Raw genomic sequence first — 14,475 nt, 5'->3', positions numbered from 1 at the left:
GAATTTCATGCTTAAGATGAAAAAGTTGTTTACCCTAATCGTATTCTCATGTTTATTCGTGCTTATTGTTGCTGGGTGCGGAAGTAAAAAAGATGAGGCGAAAGAAACGAATACGAAGCAAGGCGGAGCTGTTGAGCAAATTAAGAAGCGCGGGAAGTTAGTAGTTGGGGTGAAGAATGATACGAATTTATTTGGATTGAAAAACCCTTCAACAGGGCAGGTAGAAGGATTTGATATTGATATCGCGAAGGCGCTTGCGAAAAAAATTCTTGGTGATGAAAAGAAACTAGAGCTGAAAGAAGTAACGTCTAAAACACGTATTCCAATGCTGAAAAATGGTGATATTGATGCCATTATTGCGACAATGACAATTACGGAAGAGCGTAAAAAAGAAGTGGATTTTTCAGATGTATATTTTAAAGCGGGTCAATCGTTACTTGTGAAAAAAGGAAGCAATATTAAGAGCATTGATGATATAAAACAAGGCGTTAAAGTATTAGCTGTAAAAGGATCAACATCTACAAATAACATTCGCCAAAAGTCACCAGAAGCAACAGTATTAGAATTTGAAAATTATAGTGAGGCATTTACAGCGTTAAAAGCAGGTAAAGGCGATGTTTTAACGACAGATAATGCGATTCTTTACGGAATGGCAAAACAAGATTCTAATTATGAAGTTGTAGGGAAAATTTTCACGGATGAACCGTATGGAATTGCAGTACAAAAAGGCGCAGACGATTTAACGAAAGAGATTAATAGTTTATTAAAAGATATGAAAGCGAATGGAGAATACGATAAATTGTATGAAAAATGGATCGGTCAAAAGCAAGAAAAATAAAGTGAAACTGATCGGAATAAAAAGTAAGAATGAGAGGATGAGGGATACTCATCCTCTTCTTACAAAGAAAGAGGGGAGAATATGTGCCTGACTTTTCTATTTTGACGAATAATATTGATATGTATTTAGACGGATTTAAATATACGGTGATGTCTAGTGTAGTTGCGCTAATAGGAAGTTTTATTTTAGGGATTGTTATAGCAGTGATGCGAATTTCACCTATTCGTATTTTAAATTGGATTGGCTCTGCTTATGTAGAGTTTGTTCGAAATATTCCACTCGTATTAATTGCATTCATTTTTTATTTTGCGTTGCCGGTAATAGGAATTACTTTCAACGGTTTTGTAGCAGGGACAGTTGCGCTTACAGTTTATACTGCGGCTTTTATTGCGGAAGTAATTCGTGCTGGTATTTTATCAGTCGCGAAAGGCCAAATGGAAGCAGCTCGTTCTTCAGGATTAACTTATACACAAGCGATGTATTATGTCGTTTTACCTCAAGCAATGAAAATTGTAATTCCTCCTTTAGGAAATCAATTTCTCAATTTAGTAAAAAACTCTTCTATACTCGGAATTATTGCTGGGACGGATTTAATGTATCAAGGAGACTTAATTTCAACGAAGACGTTCGTCACGTTTGATGTATATATATTTGTCGGGATGTTTTATTTAATATTAACAATTCCGCTAAGTATGCTAGTGCGTTATTTGGAAAAACGCTTGGCAAAGGAGGCGGTGTAAATGGATTTTAAGGGAGCAATAACAGGAGATCATATTCTCTTTTTATTAAAAGGATTACTCATAACGTTAGAGGTAGCGCTCATAGCAATTGTACTTAGCTTTATTATTGGGAGTGTAATAGGAATATTACGTTACACAAAAATACCTGTTGTATCACAAGTGCTAGGCTTTATCGTTGAAATGATCCGGAATTTACCGCTTCTTTTAATTATATTTTTCACGTATTTTGCACTTCCGGAAGCGGGCTTGAAATTAGAAATTATAACAGCCGCGATTGTTGCTTTAACGATATTTGAAGCAGCGATGATATCTGAAATTGTTAGAAGTGGATTATTATCTATCGAAAAAGGGCAAATTGAAGCGGCGCGTTCATCAGGATTAACATATGTCCAGACACTTTGGCACATTATTTTACCGCAAGCACTTAGAAGAATGGTTCCTCCGCTTGTTAGTCAATTTATTTCATTGTTAAAAGATACGTCATTAGCGGTTGTTATATCATTGCCAGAGCTTATGCATAATGCTCAAATTATTAGCGGGCAGAATGTAAATTATATGATTCCGACATTTATACTAGTAGCTTGTATGTATTTTGTTGTAAACTACGGTTTATCAATTTTATCTAAAAGATTAGAAATACGTTAACTCTTACAAAAAAAATGTAAGAGTTTTTCCTTATAAATCCTTTTTTACCTCAAATTAGTATCTAAGGCTCTTAATAATTGAATTTTTATATTGTTTTATCAGAAAAGTTTTAATTTTATATAGAAATTGTAATCGCTTTCGTGTATATTTTTATTATCAGAAAATTTTAAAAAGAGATAGGGGTACTTGTAGGGGGAGGATTAAGATGCAGCAAACAACGAATGAGCAATTACATCGTACGATGAAGAGTAGACATTTATTTATGATCGCACTAGGTGGTGTAATCGGAACTGGTTTTTTTCTAGGTTCAGGTTACACCATTAATCAGGCTGGACCAGGGGGAGCCATCCTTTCATATTTAGTGGGCGGATTTATTATGTATTTAACAATGCTTTGTCTTGGAGAGCTAACGGTAGCAATGCCAGTTTCAGGATCTTTCCAAAAGTATGCGACGAAGTTTATTGGACCAGGAACTGGATTTATGATCGGTTGGCTATACTGGATTGGATGGGCAGTAACAGTAGGACTAGAATTAACGTCAATCGGTTTAATGATGAAAAGATGGTTTCCGAATGTTGATGTTTGGGTATGGTGTCTCGTATTCGGGGTTATTTTATATGCTTCAAATGCAATATCAGCGAAGAGTTATGCTGAATTAGAGTTTTGGTTCTCTAGTATTAAAGTAGTTACAATTATTGCATTCATTCTACTTGGTGGTAGTGCATTACTAGGATTTTTACCATACGACGGAAAAGAAGCAGCTCCTCTTTTCTCTAACTTTGTAAGTGATGGTGGGCTATTCCCGAATGGACTAGCTGCAGTGCTTCTTACGATGATTACAGTTAACTTTTCCTTCCAAGGAACAGAGTTAATCGGGATTGCAGCAGGAGAGAGTAAGGAGCCTGAAAAAACAATTCCACGCGCAATTCGTAATACAGTATGGCGCATTATGTTATTCTTCATTTTAACAATGACAATTTTAGTAGGGTTAATTTCTTGGAAAGAAGCAGGGGTAATTGAAAGTCCATTCGTAGTTGTATTTGATAAAATCGGTATTCCATATGCAGCTGATATTATGAACTTCGTTATTATTACTGCTTTATTATCTGTAGCGAACTCAGGGTTATATGCAGCAACGCGTATACTATGGTCACTTGCAAATGAAGGAATGGCACCAACTTCTTTCAAGAAAGTAAATAAACGTGGTATTCCAATTACAGCGCTAGTCGTAACGATTGCTGTTGCGGCGTTATCGTTATTAACAAGCTTCCTTGCAGAAGATACAGTATATATGTACCTATTATCTATAGCTGGTTTATCTGCTGTTTCAAGTTGGATCATTATTGCTTTATCGCAACTTCGCTTTAGAAGTCAGTATTTAAAAGGCGGAGGAAAATTAGAGGACTTAAAGTATAGAACACCACTATACCCGCTTGTTCCAATTCTAGCTTTAATTACAAATAGCGTCGTTGTCATTAGTTTAGCGTTTATTCCAGAACAAAGAATGGCGTTATATTGTGGTATTCCATTTATCATTTTCTGCTACATATATTATTATATGAGTAAGAAACGGAAGAAACCGATGAAAGTGGAGATGGAAAAAACAAATGAAACTAACAATCAAACACGATGATATAGAAGCAGATTTATCGTATGGTCAATTAGCGATTGGAAAAGAAAACGGGTATTCACCGTTACAATTACTCATTTCTTCTATCGCAGGATGTAGTGCAATTGTCTTCCGAACAATTTTAGAAAAGAAACGTATTACATACGATACGTTTACAATTGAAACCGAAATTGGGAGAAGTGAAGCTTTATCAAAACCAGTTGAAAGTGTTCATTTGCACTATAAAATTGAAGCACAAAACATTACAGAAGAGCAATTAGACAAGGCGCTGCAACTTGCGGTGAAAAACTGTACGATTGTTCAATCTGTAAAAGATAGTATAAAAGTTACAGAAACAATTGAATTAGTGAAGTGAAATGTAAAAACGTGAGAATAGGGCGCTCACGTTTTTATGTTTTAGAAAGAGGGAAAGTGTAATGGGTTGTTTAGGTTGTAAATTAGCAAATGAAGAAGAAAAAATCTATAAAGTATATGAAAATGATTATGTAACTTGTTTTTTAGATCATGCACCTTTCTATACAGGACACACTTTAATTGTGCCAAGGCAGCATGTTGTAGAAGTGGAAGAATTAGATGATTGTGTAGCAAAAGCGATTATGGATGCTTCTAAGCTTATTGCAAAGGTTATTAAGTCATTATATAAACCAGACGGCGTTACAATTTGTCAAAATGGTGGAATCTTTAACGAATTAACTCATTATCACATGCATGTTGTACCGAGATATAAAGAGCGTTCGTTTGCTGAGTTTTATGCGGTGCAGCCAGGAGAACAGCAGAATCATAACTTTGAAGAGACAAAGAAGTTATTAAAAGAAGCAATAGAGAAAATAATACATAGCGAAAAGGCGTAAGAGGAGTTTTCTTAGGGGGACAGTTAGGAAAATATTAATAAAGAAAAGCCCAATTTCTCAGTTAAAATAGAGAAATTGGGCTTTTCTTTATTCTATTATTTAATTTTATCTATTAAAGAATTCTGCAGTGTCACAAAGTATATCGCTCATTCGTTATATAGAATGAGAGGAGGAATTATATGAAAGTTACAAACAAAGATTACGAAAAGATGGAAGAGCTATACGAGTTGTATGAACAAAAAATTTATTATGTAGCTTATTCTATTTTAAATAATATTCAGCAGGCTGAAGATGCAGTTCAAGAGACGTTTATTACTCTTTATAAGAATTTGGAAAAGCTTCATAGTTTGAACACTCAAGAGCTTAAACGGTATATTTTGAGGATTGCGAAAAACAAAGCGATTGATAGCTACCGGAAAAATAAACGAGATGAAACATTTTTAGAAGAATATCAACGAGAATCAACAGAGGTAGTAGATGAAAATATTGAAGAGTGGGAAAAGCGTCTAATGTCTGAGGTTCAGATTGATACATTGCTAAAAGAGCTAAATGAATCTAACAGACAAGTTTTTAAGTACAAAGTCTTCTATAACTTAACGTATCAAGAAATTTCAAGTGTAATGGGGATAACAGAGGCTAATGTCCGCAAGCAATTTGAGCGCGCTCGAAAACGAGTACAAAGTATTATAGGAGGTATACAAAATGACGAATTCAAAGAACTCCAAAGAAATGTATGACCTTGCTGAAAAGATTGCTTTAGATGATTTTGATACACTCGAAGAACAACATGAATTTTCACATACATATACGCACAAAAAGAAATTGTTTATGGAGGAAATGAAGCTGAAAGGCGAGCAACCACAGACAAAGCGTAAAAGACATCGTATGTTAATCGCTGCGGCCTGTTTATTGATTGTTATGCCGACAACCGTTTTTGGTGCAGTAAAAGTCTATAATATAATTGTTCAAAAACAAAATTACGAAGTAAATGTTTCAGTAACGAGTAAGGAATCGAAAAATATTGATAAGTGGTATAAGTTGAAGGTTGGTAAATTACCAGAAAATATGGAAGCAATCGATGACTCTGCTATGAAATATTCATTTAAAGATAACTACGCAATGGGTGGATTTTCATTCGCTCTTTGGAGAGTGGGGGAAAATGCGGACTTTCAAACTTTATATTCAAAAAGCTATGAAGAAAAAGAGATAAATGGCAGGAAAGCAGTAATTGTTCATAAAGAAACTGGAAACAACAATGTAATGTTTGATAGGAGGGTCTTTCTCTTTTTTGAGAAAGAAGGGATTATGTTAGAAAGTTTTATTGGATCAGATATAAACGAACAACAAATGATGGATGTGTTAGGGAACATTTCACTTGAGCCCACATCAAAAGAAAAGGCATCACATATAGCAGATTATGATAAAAAGTATTTTAGCCAAGCAGATGAACCTAAAAAAACTAAGGTTATTCCTTTGAAAAAAGATAGCAAACGACTATTTCATATAGGGCAAAAGGCTCCAGTAACGATATCTATGGATCAGAGCCAAATTGAATATGTGATAGAAAAAGTTGAAGTTTTTGATTCGATCAAAGATTTTAAGCAAGAAAACTTTAATGAAATGGGATTAGGAAGACTAAGCGAGAATCAAGCTTTGGATCAAGCGGGACAATTGATACCATATAGACGGGATAAATATAAAGTTGGAAATGGTAAAGATTCAATTGATAAATTAGTAGAGTCAAAATTAGTTCATCCTAAATTTGTCTACCTGACAACGACAGTGGAAAATATTGGTACAAAGTCGACAGAAGAAATCTATATGCATCCATCTATAAACCTGCTTAAATCTGAAGGTAATGCATGGAACTACGCTAAAGAAGATGGAATTGCAGAGAAAAATATTATGACGGGCGAAGTTGATTATTTAGAACCTCACGGAGACGGGAAAAGCTTTTACAATATTGGCAGTATCTCACCAGGACAAACGATGAAAGTTAAGTTAGGTTATTTTGTAGATGAGGATAAACTAGATTCAATCTTCCTCGATGCCTTCCATTACAGTGGGTTTGGCGGCACTGAGAATATGAATGAGAAAAATCGTTGGTGGTTCGATATTCGTCAATAGTAAACACAATAGGGACAAATAGACAAAAAAAGCTGCTTATATATAGCAGCTTTTTAATTTTCATACATACTTAAAATTTCTTTCGCACGTATACGTAAACCATCTATTAATTCTTGCGGTTCTAACACTTGTGCATCTTTTTCAAGTCTATAAAATAAAGGGGTAATAAAGTTAATTTCACCTTTATCAATTGTTGAATGTATATATCCTGTCCCGTCTTCGTTTATTACCACGAGTTCTTCAAGGTAAGGAACGCTTTTACATTGGCGTACGCCTTCAGTCGTTAATAAAACATGTAACTGGGTAGGGATGTGTACTATGTTAGAGTTAGAGGCAAACCATTCTTCTAAATTCATGAATGTATCTTCATTTTCTTCCATTGCTAATATAGAAAGAATACGATCAACGCGATACAGTAATACTTTTTTTCTATTAAAGTCATAGGAGGGCAAATACCATAAACCGTCGTGAGCATATACACCGATAGGATGAACATGTTTTGTTTTTATCCCCGATTTAGATTCATATTGAAAGTGTAAATTTTTATTTTCAATAGCTGCGGTTAATACTTCGTTTAAAAGTGGTGTATCAATTGTTCTCTTCGGATTCCAAAAAGCAATATAAGAACGTATTTTATCAACTTTAACTTTCGCATCATTTTGTAGAGAGCTATACAGTTTATGAGTAACAGAATTGATTTCTGTATTAAAAGGTAAGTCTCGGTAGTAGCTTAAAGATTGAAAAGCAAAAAAGATGGAGACTGCTTCTTCTTCGGTAAATAAAATAGGGGGAATGACTTTATTCGTTAATACTTTATATCCTCCGTTACGACCTTGTTCTGCATAAATAGGTAATCCCATATCACTTAAATCTAAAATGTATCTATGGACAGTACGAACGGAAATATTAAATTCATCAGCTATTTCTTGAGCTGTAAATGTTCTTTTCGCAGAAGCAAATATAAGAATGTCTAGTAAACGTTTTGCTTTTGACAAATATCTCACTCGTTTCTTTTTTAAAATATGACATGAATTGTCATGTTTTAAGGTTAGTATAGTGCGTATAAGGTAATTTTATCAACAATATACGTTGTAAGGAGGAAAAGAGATGTCACGTGAAGTTGTTTTATTTATAGCCGCTAGTTTGGATGGATATATTGCGAAAGAAGATGATGATTTAGAGTGGTTAATGGAAACCGAAGGAGAGGGAGACAACGGTTATACAGAAATGTACGAAACGATTGATACGATAATTATGGGGAAGAGAACGTATGATTATGTGGTAGAGCATACAGAAACATTCCCGTATCTAGATAAAAAATGTTATGTGTTTTCTAATTCAGAAAAAGGTTCAAACGGACATGTAGAGTTTGTAAATGAAGATGTAGTGGAGTTTACAAAAAGGTTGAAATCGCAGGAAGGATCTAAAATATGGATGGTCGGCGGAGGGAGTCTACTGAGAGAGTTCTTTAAGAATAATTTAATTGATGAATACGTTGTTACGATTACACCTCACATATTAGGTTCTGGTATTCCGCTATTTAAAGAAAAGAACCCGGAAATTAATTTAACTTTAACGGATACGAAACGTTTTGGGCAATTTGTAAATTTATATTATAAAGTAAAATGATAAAGAAACACGACTACCATCAATAGTCGTGTTTCTTTATAGATGGTAATGAAATGATAAAACAAGACCCGTGATCGACTTCGCTCGTTACAGTAATATTTCCGCCGTGTAGTTCTACAATTTCTTTTACGATGGAGAGCCCTAAACCAGTGCCTCCTGTAGCTCTAGAGCGCGCTTTATCAACACGATAAAAGCGATCGAAAATGTGAGGGAGGTCTTCAGGGGGAATACCTTCTCCCTTGTCCTTAATTTTGATGGAAATATGTTTATGTTCTTCTGTAACAAAAATATTAATATGAGAATGTTCTTTTGAATGTCTATACGCGTTATTTAAAATGTTAGCCATAACTTGTTCAAAGCGTTGCTCATCTAGCTTTACTAAGAGTGAGGAAGGACATGTGAAAACAACTTTAATTTGTTTTTCTCCGTACATCACATTTATTTTTTCAGTGATGCGAGTAAGGAAGGTGTGTAAATTCACTTCCTGTACTTGAATGAAAAAGTTATGCTTTTCCATTTGAGCGAGTGAAAATAAATCTTGAACTAAGTTTGTAATATAATCAGATTCGTCTTTTATAATGGATAAGTATCGTAAACGCTGCTCAGGAGGTGTACTTTCTTTTAATGCAATGTCAGCATAACCTCTTACGTACGTTAAAGGTGTTCTTAATTCATGAGCAACACTTGCTAGAAATTCACTTCTTTCAGTTTTCATATAATGTAAATCATTTGCGAGAGTTTGGATGGATTCTGCTAGTTCACCAATTTCATCATTTCGAGTAGTCGTTAATGAAACTGATAAATCCCCCTTACTCATTTTTTCAGTCGCTTGTTTCATGTGTAACAATGGTTTTGTTAATAAACGTGACAATAGAAAAATGGTGATAGCTGTTAATAGGAAAGTAATGACTCCGGCGATAATGAATTGTCTTGTTAGCCCGTTAACCATTTTTTCGATTGATTCCGTCCCGAGAAACATATATACATAGCCTTCAGTTTTTCCTGCCACTACAATTGGGCTAACTGTACATATATAATTAGATGTTTTCCAATGATTCTCTATAATTGCTCCATCATGACCTGTTCGTGTTTGCATGCTTTCAATATGTTTTTTTATAGTAGTATTTATTTCATTGGATTTTGCTAGCACTTCCTTATTTGCATTTGTAATAATAACAGTTGTTTCAGCTTCGGATTCCATTAAAGCAACATGGGAGATTGTTTGCCTATCAAAATACTTTTCAAGGACATCGCGGTGACTATTTCCGCGCTTTAATAAAGCTGTCATTTCTTCATTTACTCTATTGTTTACAAGGCTATAATAGAGCAAGACAAATAGAACACTTTCGATTAAAAGTGTAACAATTAGAAAATAAAATCCGAGTTGAAAAGAAATCCGCTTCATCGTTTTGCTCCTTAGTTTTCAATATCAATCCATCGATATCCTACTCCGTAAACAGTTTTTAAATGGTGATCAATGGGGAAATTTACTTTTCGTAATTTATCACGTAAATTACGAATATGTGAATCGACTGTTCTATCTTCTGTATTTGTATTTAACCCCCAAATTCGTTCAATGAGCTGATCACGGCTTAATACGTAGTTCACATGACGTAAAAATAATCCGAGTAAAGAGAATTCGATTGGAGTGAGAAGAAGTTCTTCATTATAGACAGAAACGAAATGCTTGGCCTCATCCCATAAAATGCCGTGATATTGGATTTGCGTACGTTGATTCGTTCGTCTTAAAACAGCTTCAATTCTTGCGAAAAGCTCTTCTTCATGGAAAGGCTTCGTCACGTAATCATCTGCTCCAAGTTTTAACCCTTGGATGACATCTACCGTTTGATCACGGGCAGTTACCATAAGGATAGGAACGTTACTAAATGATCGAATTCTTTTACACGTTTCCCATCCATCCATCTTTGGCATCATAATATCGAGTAAAATAAATTTGAAATTTCGATTTTCTATATGTGAAATAGCTTCTTCTCCGGACACTGCACATACGCAGTTATATCCGATTGGAGTAAGATAAAGTGTTAATAATTCAAGCATTCTCGGTTCATCGTCTACGAGTAGTATATCGATCATAGAGTACCTCCGCATTTGTAGTTATTACTTAAATTGTAAGTCAAAATCATGAAGAAATGGTGCAGATTATAATGCATCTGCATAATTTCTTCAGAATTGCTTGTTATCGTAAAGTTGAAATTCCATTTTAGGTAATAAGATTGGTTCGAAAACAATTACGGGGGCGATATAGTGAAAAAGATGACCCGAATTTTTGGGATAACAATAATTGCAGCAGTCGGTCTTGCGGCATGCGGACAAACGAATACAGATCATAAAAATCATGAATCTAAAGAAGAGAAGAAAACAGAGCAAAAGGAAATGAAAATGAATCAGGAGGTAACTGCGCCGAAAGAAATGAATCAAGGTGCATCGAATGATTTATTAACGACAAGTTTAAAAAATGTAACGAGATTAAATACAAATGATCCTCTGCAAATGGCAGTATTAACTTCGCAAACGATATGGCCAGCAACGCATAAAGAGAATCAGCCAGGCGCTATTATTTTAGTGCCTGTGAACGAGTGGCAATTAGGTATTGCAAGTGCGGATCTTATTCATCATCCGAATAACGGGCCGATTTTATTTATAGAAAAAGAAAAGGTACCCGAAATGACGTTAAAAGAAATAAAACGATTAAATCCGCTCGGAACGAAAGATGGAACGCAAATTATGGTGATGGGGGATGTAGGGGCATCTATCCTAGAGCAATTAAAAGAATATAAAGTAAAGCAAATAAAAGAAACGGATCCAGCTACATTTGCTAAAGATGTGGATAAAGAATATGCGGATATAACAGGGAATTATCCAAATAGCGTTATTATCGGTTCATCGGAAGAAGAAGGACGCTTATATACAACACCAGCTGTAAATTGGATTTCTCATATGCCAGAACCCCTTCTATATACTGAAAAAAATAAAGTGCCAGAAGCGACAATAGAGGCATTAAAGACGAGAAAAGGTAAAGCGAATATGTATGTGTTAGGACCAGAAAAAATCGTTTCGGAAGAAGTAGAAAAAGAGTTAAGTAAATACGGAAAAGTGACCCGTATTAGTGGGGAGACTCCAACAGAAAATTCGATTGCGTTTGCGAAGTTTAAAGATGAAAAAACGAAATTTGGCTGGGGGTTCACAAAACCAGGTCACGGTTTATCATTTGTTTCAAGCAAAACACCAGACTTAGCAGTTGCGGGAGCACCGTTTTCACATATGGGTAAACATGCCCCTGTTTTTTTGTTAGAAGAAGGAAAAGCTTCACAACCAGTGTATGACTTCCTTGCTAGCATTCAACCGAAGTTTAAAGATGACCCGACACTTGGACCGTATAACCACGGTTTCTTATTAGGAAGTACGGGTGATATTTCATTTGAAACACAAGGTATATTGGATGAGAGATTAGAAATTGTTCAGGAAAGTGGTCAAGGTCACGGTGGACATTAATGAAATGAGAAAAGACGCTGCTAAGGTAGCGTCTTTTCTTTAGGAAACTTTTACATAGCACAAAATCCTTTGCTCGTTATATAATAGCCTTCGTGCAGTCGGCCCTGATTTTCTTATGGAGAAAATCAAATGATAAAAGAGTAGAGGAGTGTTACTTTGTTTCAAACTATAAAAAATGAATGGCTCTCAAATATGAGAGGGGACGTGCTATCGGGGATTGTTGTTGCTTTAGCATTAATTCCTGAAGCGATAGCTTTCTCCGTTATTGCAGGTGTAGATCCGACGGTTGGATTGTACGCGGCCTTTTGTATTGCGGTTACAATTTCGTTTGTTGGCGGAAGAACTGGGATGATTTCAGCTGCAACGGGTGCGATGGCTTTATTAATGGTCACTCTTGTGAAGGATCACGGTTTACAATATTTATTTGCTACGACAATATTAACCGGTATTGTCCAAATTATTTTTGGAGTGTTCAAACTGAGCTCATTTATGAAGTTTGTTCCTAAATCCGTTATGAGTGGTTTTTTAAATTCACTTGGTATTTTAGTTTTTACAGCGCAATTGCCGCATTTTAAAAATGCAACTTGGCAAATGTATGCACTTGTCGCATTAGGTCTTGCAATTATATATATATTTCCACGTATTACGACGGCTGTACCGTCTACACTTATTTCAATTATCATTGTGACAAGTATTGCACTTATGAGCGGATTACAGTTAAAAACAGTTGGGGATATGGGAAGTTTACCGAAAGAATTACCGTTCTTTAGCATTCCAGATGTGCCTTTTACACTTGAGACATTAGGGATTATTTTACCGTACGCAGTTATGCTTGCAATTATCGGTTTACTAGAGTCATTATTAACAGCTTCGGTTTTAGACGATATGACACATACGGAAAGTAATAAACATAAAGAAGCTCGTGGCCAAGGTATTGCAAACATTGTCGCGGGTTTCTTCGGAGGAATGGCAGGATGTGCAATGATTGGACAATCTGTTATTAACATTAAATCAGGTGGTCGCGGGAGATTATCGACGTTTGTAGCCGGTGGATTTTTAATCGTATTACTATTTGTTTTAGGGGATTACGTTGTTCATATTCCGATGGCTGCTTTAGTTGCTGTTATGATTATGGTTTCGATTGGGACGTTTGATTGGAACTCTGTAGCAACGATCCATAAAGTACCAAAAGGAAACGCATTTGTTATGATCGTAACAGTTGTGATTGTCCTAATCACACATAATTTAGGATTAGGTGTAATTATCGGAACAGTAATTAGTGCGGTTTTATTTGCATTCAATATGGCAAAGATTCACGTGAAACATTCGTATATTGAAAATAAGAAAATATACGAAATTCACGGCCAGCTATTCTTCGCATCTACGGCAGAGTTTATAAATGCTTTTTCATATAATGAAGATGCGAAAGAAATTGAGCTGAATTTTACTCACGCACACGTATGGGATGATTCAGCGGTAGCGGCAATGGATAAAGTTATAATGAAGTATGAACAAAGCGGTGTGAAAGTAAGGATTACAGGGTTAAATGAACGAAGCTCGAAGATTGTTTCAAATTTAGCTACCTATAATAAGAGAATTGCTAGTTAGAAGCCTCCTTTTTAGGGGGCTTTATTATATAATACGGGTAGGATAACGAAAAGGGGATTCAGCATATGTACAAACAAATTATATTAGCATGTGACGGTTCTGAACATGCACTTCGAGCAGCTGAGCATGCAACATATATTGCGAAATTTAACGAAGAAACACATGTTGAAGTTGTGTACGTAGTAGATAATAGAACGGCAAAATCAGATATTATACAAGGACAAACGGATTTAGAAACAATATCAGCTAGTCGAAAAGATAAATTAAAAGAGATTGAAGGTTTATTAAAGAAAGAGAACATTTCCTACAAAATTACGATTCTACATGGCGATCCAGGAGATACGATTGTTCAATATGTAAATACAGGAGATATAGACCTTGTTATTGCTGGGAGTAGAGGACTAAATACACTGCAAGAAATGGTACTTGGTAGTGTAAGTCATAAAATAGCAAAACGAGTGAAATGCCCGGTGATGATTATAAAGTAAATTGAATGAGATATTTTGTAGTGTAAGCAAGACCTTGATATAATTTGAGGTCTTTTTTGACGTATAAAGGGGGAGAGTGTGGACATACTAGATATATAAGTTTAAAGGGAATTTGTTAACTTACAATTTTGTAAGTTAGTTGTCAGCGAAATCGATGTTATGAAAAAATTTCCATTGATAAAATAAGAATATCAAAGAGGATATGGGGAGGATGGAAGATATGAAATCACTTCAAAATTTGTCTTATAGCCAAGGGGTAAGTTTAATTTGTTTAGGGGGATTTGCTGGATCTGTTACGTTAGCTGTTTTAATGAAGATGTTTCATCAAATCTTTTAATCTTAGAGTAGGGAAGGAATTGGTTGTTATAAATAGTAAGAAAAGGATTGTAAATAAAAAATAGCTCTT

16 protein-coding genes are annotated in these 14,475 nt (G+C 35.1%); 13 read left to right on the top strand and 3 right to left on the bottom strand.

Annotated features, from left to right (window positions below):
• The first annotated feature begins 7 nt into the window (after window positions 1-7).
• The 8 genes from glnH to SJY24_RS27160 all read left to right on the top strand — a co-directional run bounded on the left by glnH (window position 8) and on the right by SJY24_RS27160 (window position 6,831).
• Window positions 8-838, top strand: coding sequence for a glutamine ABC transporter substrate-binding protein GlnH (glnH, locus tag SJY24_RS27195; RefSeq protein ID WP_377866863.1), 831 nt, complete (start codon window positions 8-10; stop codon window positions 836-838).
• Window positions 839-921: 83 nt separating this feature from the next.
• Window positions 922-1,578, top strand: a complete 657-nt coding sequence (locus SJY24_RS27190; RefSeq protein ID WP_377866862.1) for an amino acid ABC transporter permease — start codon at window positions 922-924, stop codon at window positions 1,576-1,578.
• The gene (locus SJY24_RS27185; RefSeq protein WP_377866861.1) at window positions 1,579-2,223 is read left to right on the top strand and encodes an amino acid ABC transporter permease; all 645 of its coding nucleotides are present in this window, start codon (window positions 1,579-1,581) and stop codon (window positions 2,221-2,223) included.
• A 205-nt stretch (window positions 2,224-2,428) separates the two neighbouring features.
• A complete protein-coding gene (locus SJY24_RS27180; protein WP_377866860.1) occupies window positions 2,429-3,856 on the top strand; it encodes an amino acid permease in 1,428 nt (475 codons plus the stop codon).
• Complete coding sequence (locus SJY24_RS27175) at window positions 3,831-4,208, top strand: OsmC family protein (RefSeq protein ID WP_377866859.1); 378 nt, start codon at window positions 3,831-3,833, stop codon at window positions 4,206-4,208. Before SJY24_RS27180 ends, SJY24_RS27175 begins: the two co-directional genes overlap by 26 nt.
• Before the next feature lie 61 nt (window positions 4,209-4,269).
• Window positions 4,270-4,704 (top strand): HIT family protein, encoded by a 435-nt coding sequence (locus SJY24_RS27170; RefSeq protein ID WP_377866858.1) that lies wholly within the window; start codon window positions 4,270-4,272, stop codon window positions 4,702-4,704.
• 179 nt (window positions 4,705-4,883) lie between these two features.
• The gene (locus tag SJY24_RS27165) at window positions 4,884-5,441 is read left to right on the top strand and encodes an RNA polymerase sigma factor (protein WP_377866857.1); all 558 of its coding nucleotides are present in this window, start codon (window positions 4,884-4,886) and stop codon (window positions 5,439-5,441) included.
• Entirely contained in the window at window positions 5,407-6,831 is a 1,425-nt protein-coding gene (locus SJY24_RS27160; protein ID WP_377866856.1) for a DUF4367 domain-containing protein, read from the top strand. The genes SJY24_RS27165 and SJY24_RS27160 overlap by 35 nt, the downstream gene beginning before the upstream one ends.
• A 53-nt stretch (window positions 6,832-6,884) precedes the next feature.
• On the opposite strand, the gene SJY24_RS27155 is transcribed toward SJY24_RS27160, so the two are convergent.
• Complete coding sequence (locus SJY24_RS27155) at window positions 6,885-7,853, bottom strand: helix-turn-helix transcriptional regulator (protein WP_377867315.1); 969 nt, start codon at window positions 7,851-7,853, stop codon at window positions 6,885-6,887.
• Window positions 7,854-7,938: 85 nt separating this feature from the next.
• Here SJY24_RS27155 and SJY24_RS27150 point away from each other — a divergent pair, with 85 nt between their 5' ends.
• A complete protein-coding gene (locus SJY24_RS27150) occupies window positions 7,939-8,460 on the top strand; it encodes a dihydrofolate reductase family protein (protein WP_097809912.1) in 522 nt (173 codons plus the stop codon).
• A gap of 19 nt (window positions 8,461-8,479) precedes the next feature.
• On the opposite strand, the gene SJY24_RS27145 is transcribed toward SJY24_RS27150, so the two are convergent.
• Complete coding sequence (locus SJY24_RS27145; RefSeq protein ID WP_377866855.1) at window positions 8,480-9,865, bottom strand: sensor histidine kinase; 1,386 nt, start codon at window positions 9,863-9,865, stop codon at window positions 8,480-8,482.
• An 11-nt stretch (window positions 9,866-9,876) separates the two neighbouring features.
• Complete coding sequence (locus SJY24_RS27140; protein ID WP_377866854.1) at window positions 9,877-10,554, bottom strand: response regulator transcription factor; 678 nt, start codon at window positions 10,552-10,554, stop codon at window positions 9,877-9,879.
• Window positions 10,555-10,725: 171 nt separating this feature from the next.
• Between SJY24_RS27140 and SJY24_RS27135 the strand changes: the two genes are divergently transcribed.
• The 4 genes from SJY24_RS27135 (at window position 10,726) to SJY24_RS27120 (ending at window position 14,406) form a co-directional block, all read left to right on the top strand.
• Complete coding sequence (locus SJY24_RS27135; RefSeq protein WP_377866853.1) at window positions 10,726-11,973, top strand: cell wall-binding repeat-containing protein; 1,248 nt, start codon at window positions 10,726-10,728, stop codon at window positions 11,971-11,973.
• A gap of 156 nt (window positions 11,974-12,129) precedes the next feature.
• A complete protein-coding gene (locus SJY24_RS27130) occupies window positions 12,130-13,581 on the top strand; it encodes a SulP family inorganic anion transporter (RefSeq protein ID WP_377866852.1) in 1,452 nt (483 codons plus the stop codon).
• Window positions 13,582-13,646: 65 nt separating this feature from the next.
• Window positions 13,647-14,069, top strand: a complete 423-nt coding sequence (locus SJY24_RS27125; protein WP_000278004.1) for a universal stress protein — start codon at window positions 13,647-13,649, stop codon at window positions 14,067-14,069.
• 220 nt (window positions 14,070-14,289) lie between these two features.
• Entirely contained in the window at window positions 14,290-14,406 is a 117-nt protein-coding gene (locus SJY24_RS27120) for a DUF4027 family protein (RefSeq protein ID WP_002100326.1), read from the top strand.
• Window positions 14,407-14,475 lie beyond the last annotated feature (69 nt).

The sequence above is a fragment of the Bacillus sp. R86525 genome (assembly GCF_042466195.1).
GTDB lineage: Bacteria > Bacillota > Bacilli > Bacillales > Bacillaceae_G > Bacillus_A > Bacillus_A nitratireducens.
The sequence above is the reverse complement of the archived record's forward strand: the minus strand, read 5'-3'. Positions and strand labels throughout refer to the sequence as shown.

Excerpts from the sequence above, each read along its gene's own strand:
- SJY24_RS27150 (WP_097809912.1), top strand. The coding sequence starts at position 7,939 with ATGTCACGTGAAGTTGTTTTATTTATAGCCGCTAGTTTGGATGGATAT.
- SJY24_RS27125 (WP_000278004.1), top strand. The coding sequence starts at position 13,647 with ATGTACAAACAAATTATATTAGCATGTGACGGTTCTGAACATGCACTT.
- SJY24_RS27145 (WP_377866855.1), bottom strand. The coding sequence starts at position 9,865 with ATGAAGCGGATTTCTTTTCAACTCGGATTTTATTTTCTAATTGTTACA.
- glnH (WP_377866863.1), top strand. The coding sequence starts at position 8 with ATGCTTAAGATGAAAAAGTTGTTTACCCTAATCGTATTCTCATGTTTA.
- SJY24_RS27120 (WP_002100326.1), top strand. The coding sequence starts at position 14,290 with ATGAAATCACTTCAAAATTTGTCTTATAGCCAAGGGGTAAGTTTAATT.
- SJY24_RS27160 (WP_377866856.1), top strand. The coding sequence starts at position 5,407 with ATGACGAATTCAAAGAACTCCAAAGAAATGTATGACCTTGCTGAAAAG.
- SJY24_RS27140 (WP_377866854.1), bottom strand. The coding sequence starts at position 10,554 with ATGATCGATATACTACTCGTAGACGATGAACCGAGAATGCTTGAATTA.
- SJY24_RS27185 (WP_377866861.1), top strand. The coding sequence starts at position 1,579 with ATGGATTTTAAGGGAGCAATAACAGGAGATCATATTCTCTTTTTATTA.
- SJY24_RS27180 (WP_377866860.1), top strand. The coding sequence starts at position 2,429 with ATGCAGCAAACAACGAATGAGCAATTACATCGTACGATGAAGAGTAGA.
- SJY24_RS27165 (WP_377866857.1), top strand. The coding sequence starts at position 4,884 with ATGAAAGTTACAAACAAAGATTACGAAAAGATGGAAGAGCTATACGAG.
- SJY24_RS27175 (WP_377866859.1), top strand. The coding sequence starts at position 3,831 with ATGAAACTAACAATCAAACACGATGATATAGAAGCAGATTTATCGTAT.
- SJY24_RS27170 (WP_377866858.1), top strand. The coding sequence starts at position 4,270 with ATGGGTTGTTTAGGTTGTAAATTAGCAAATGAAGAAGAAAAAATCTAT.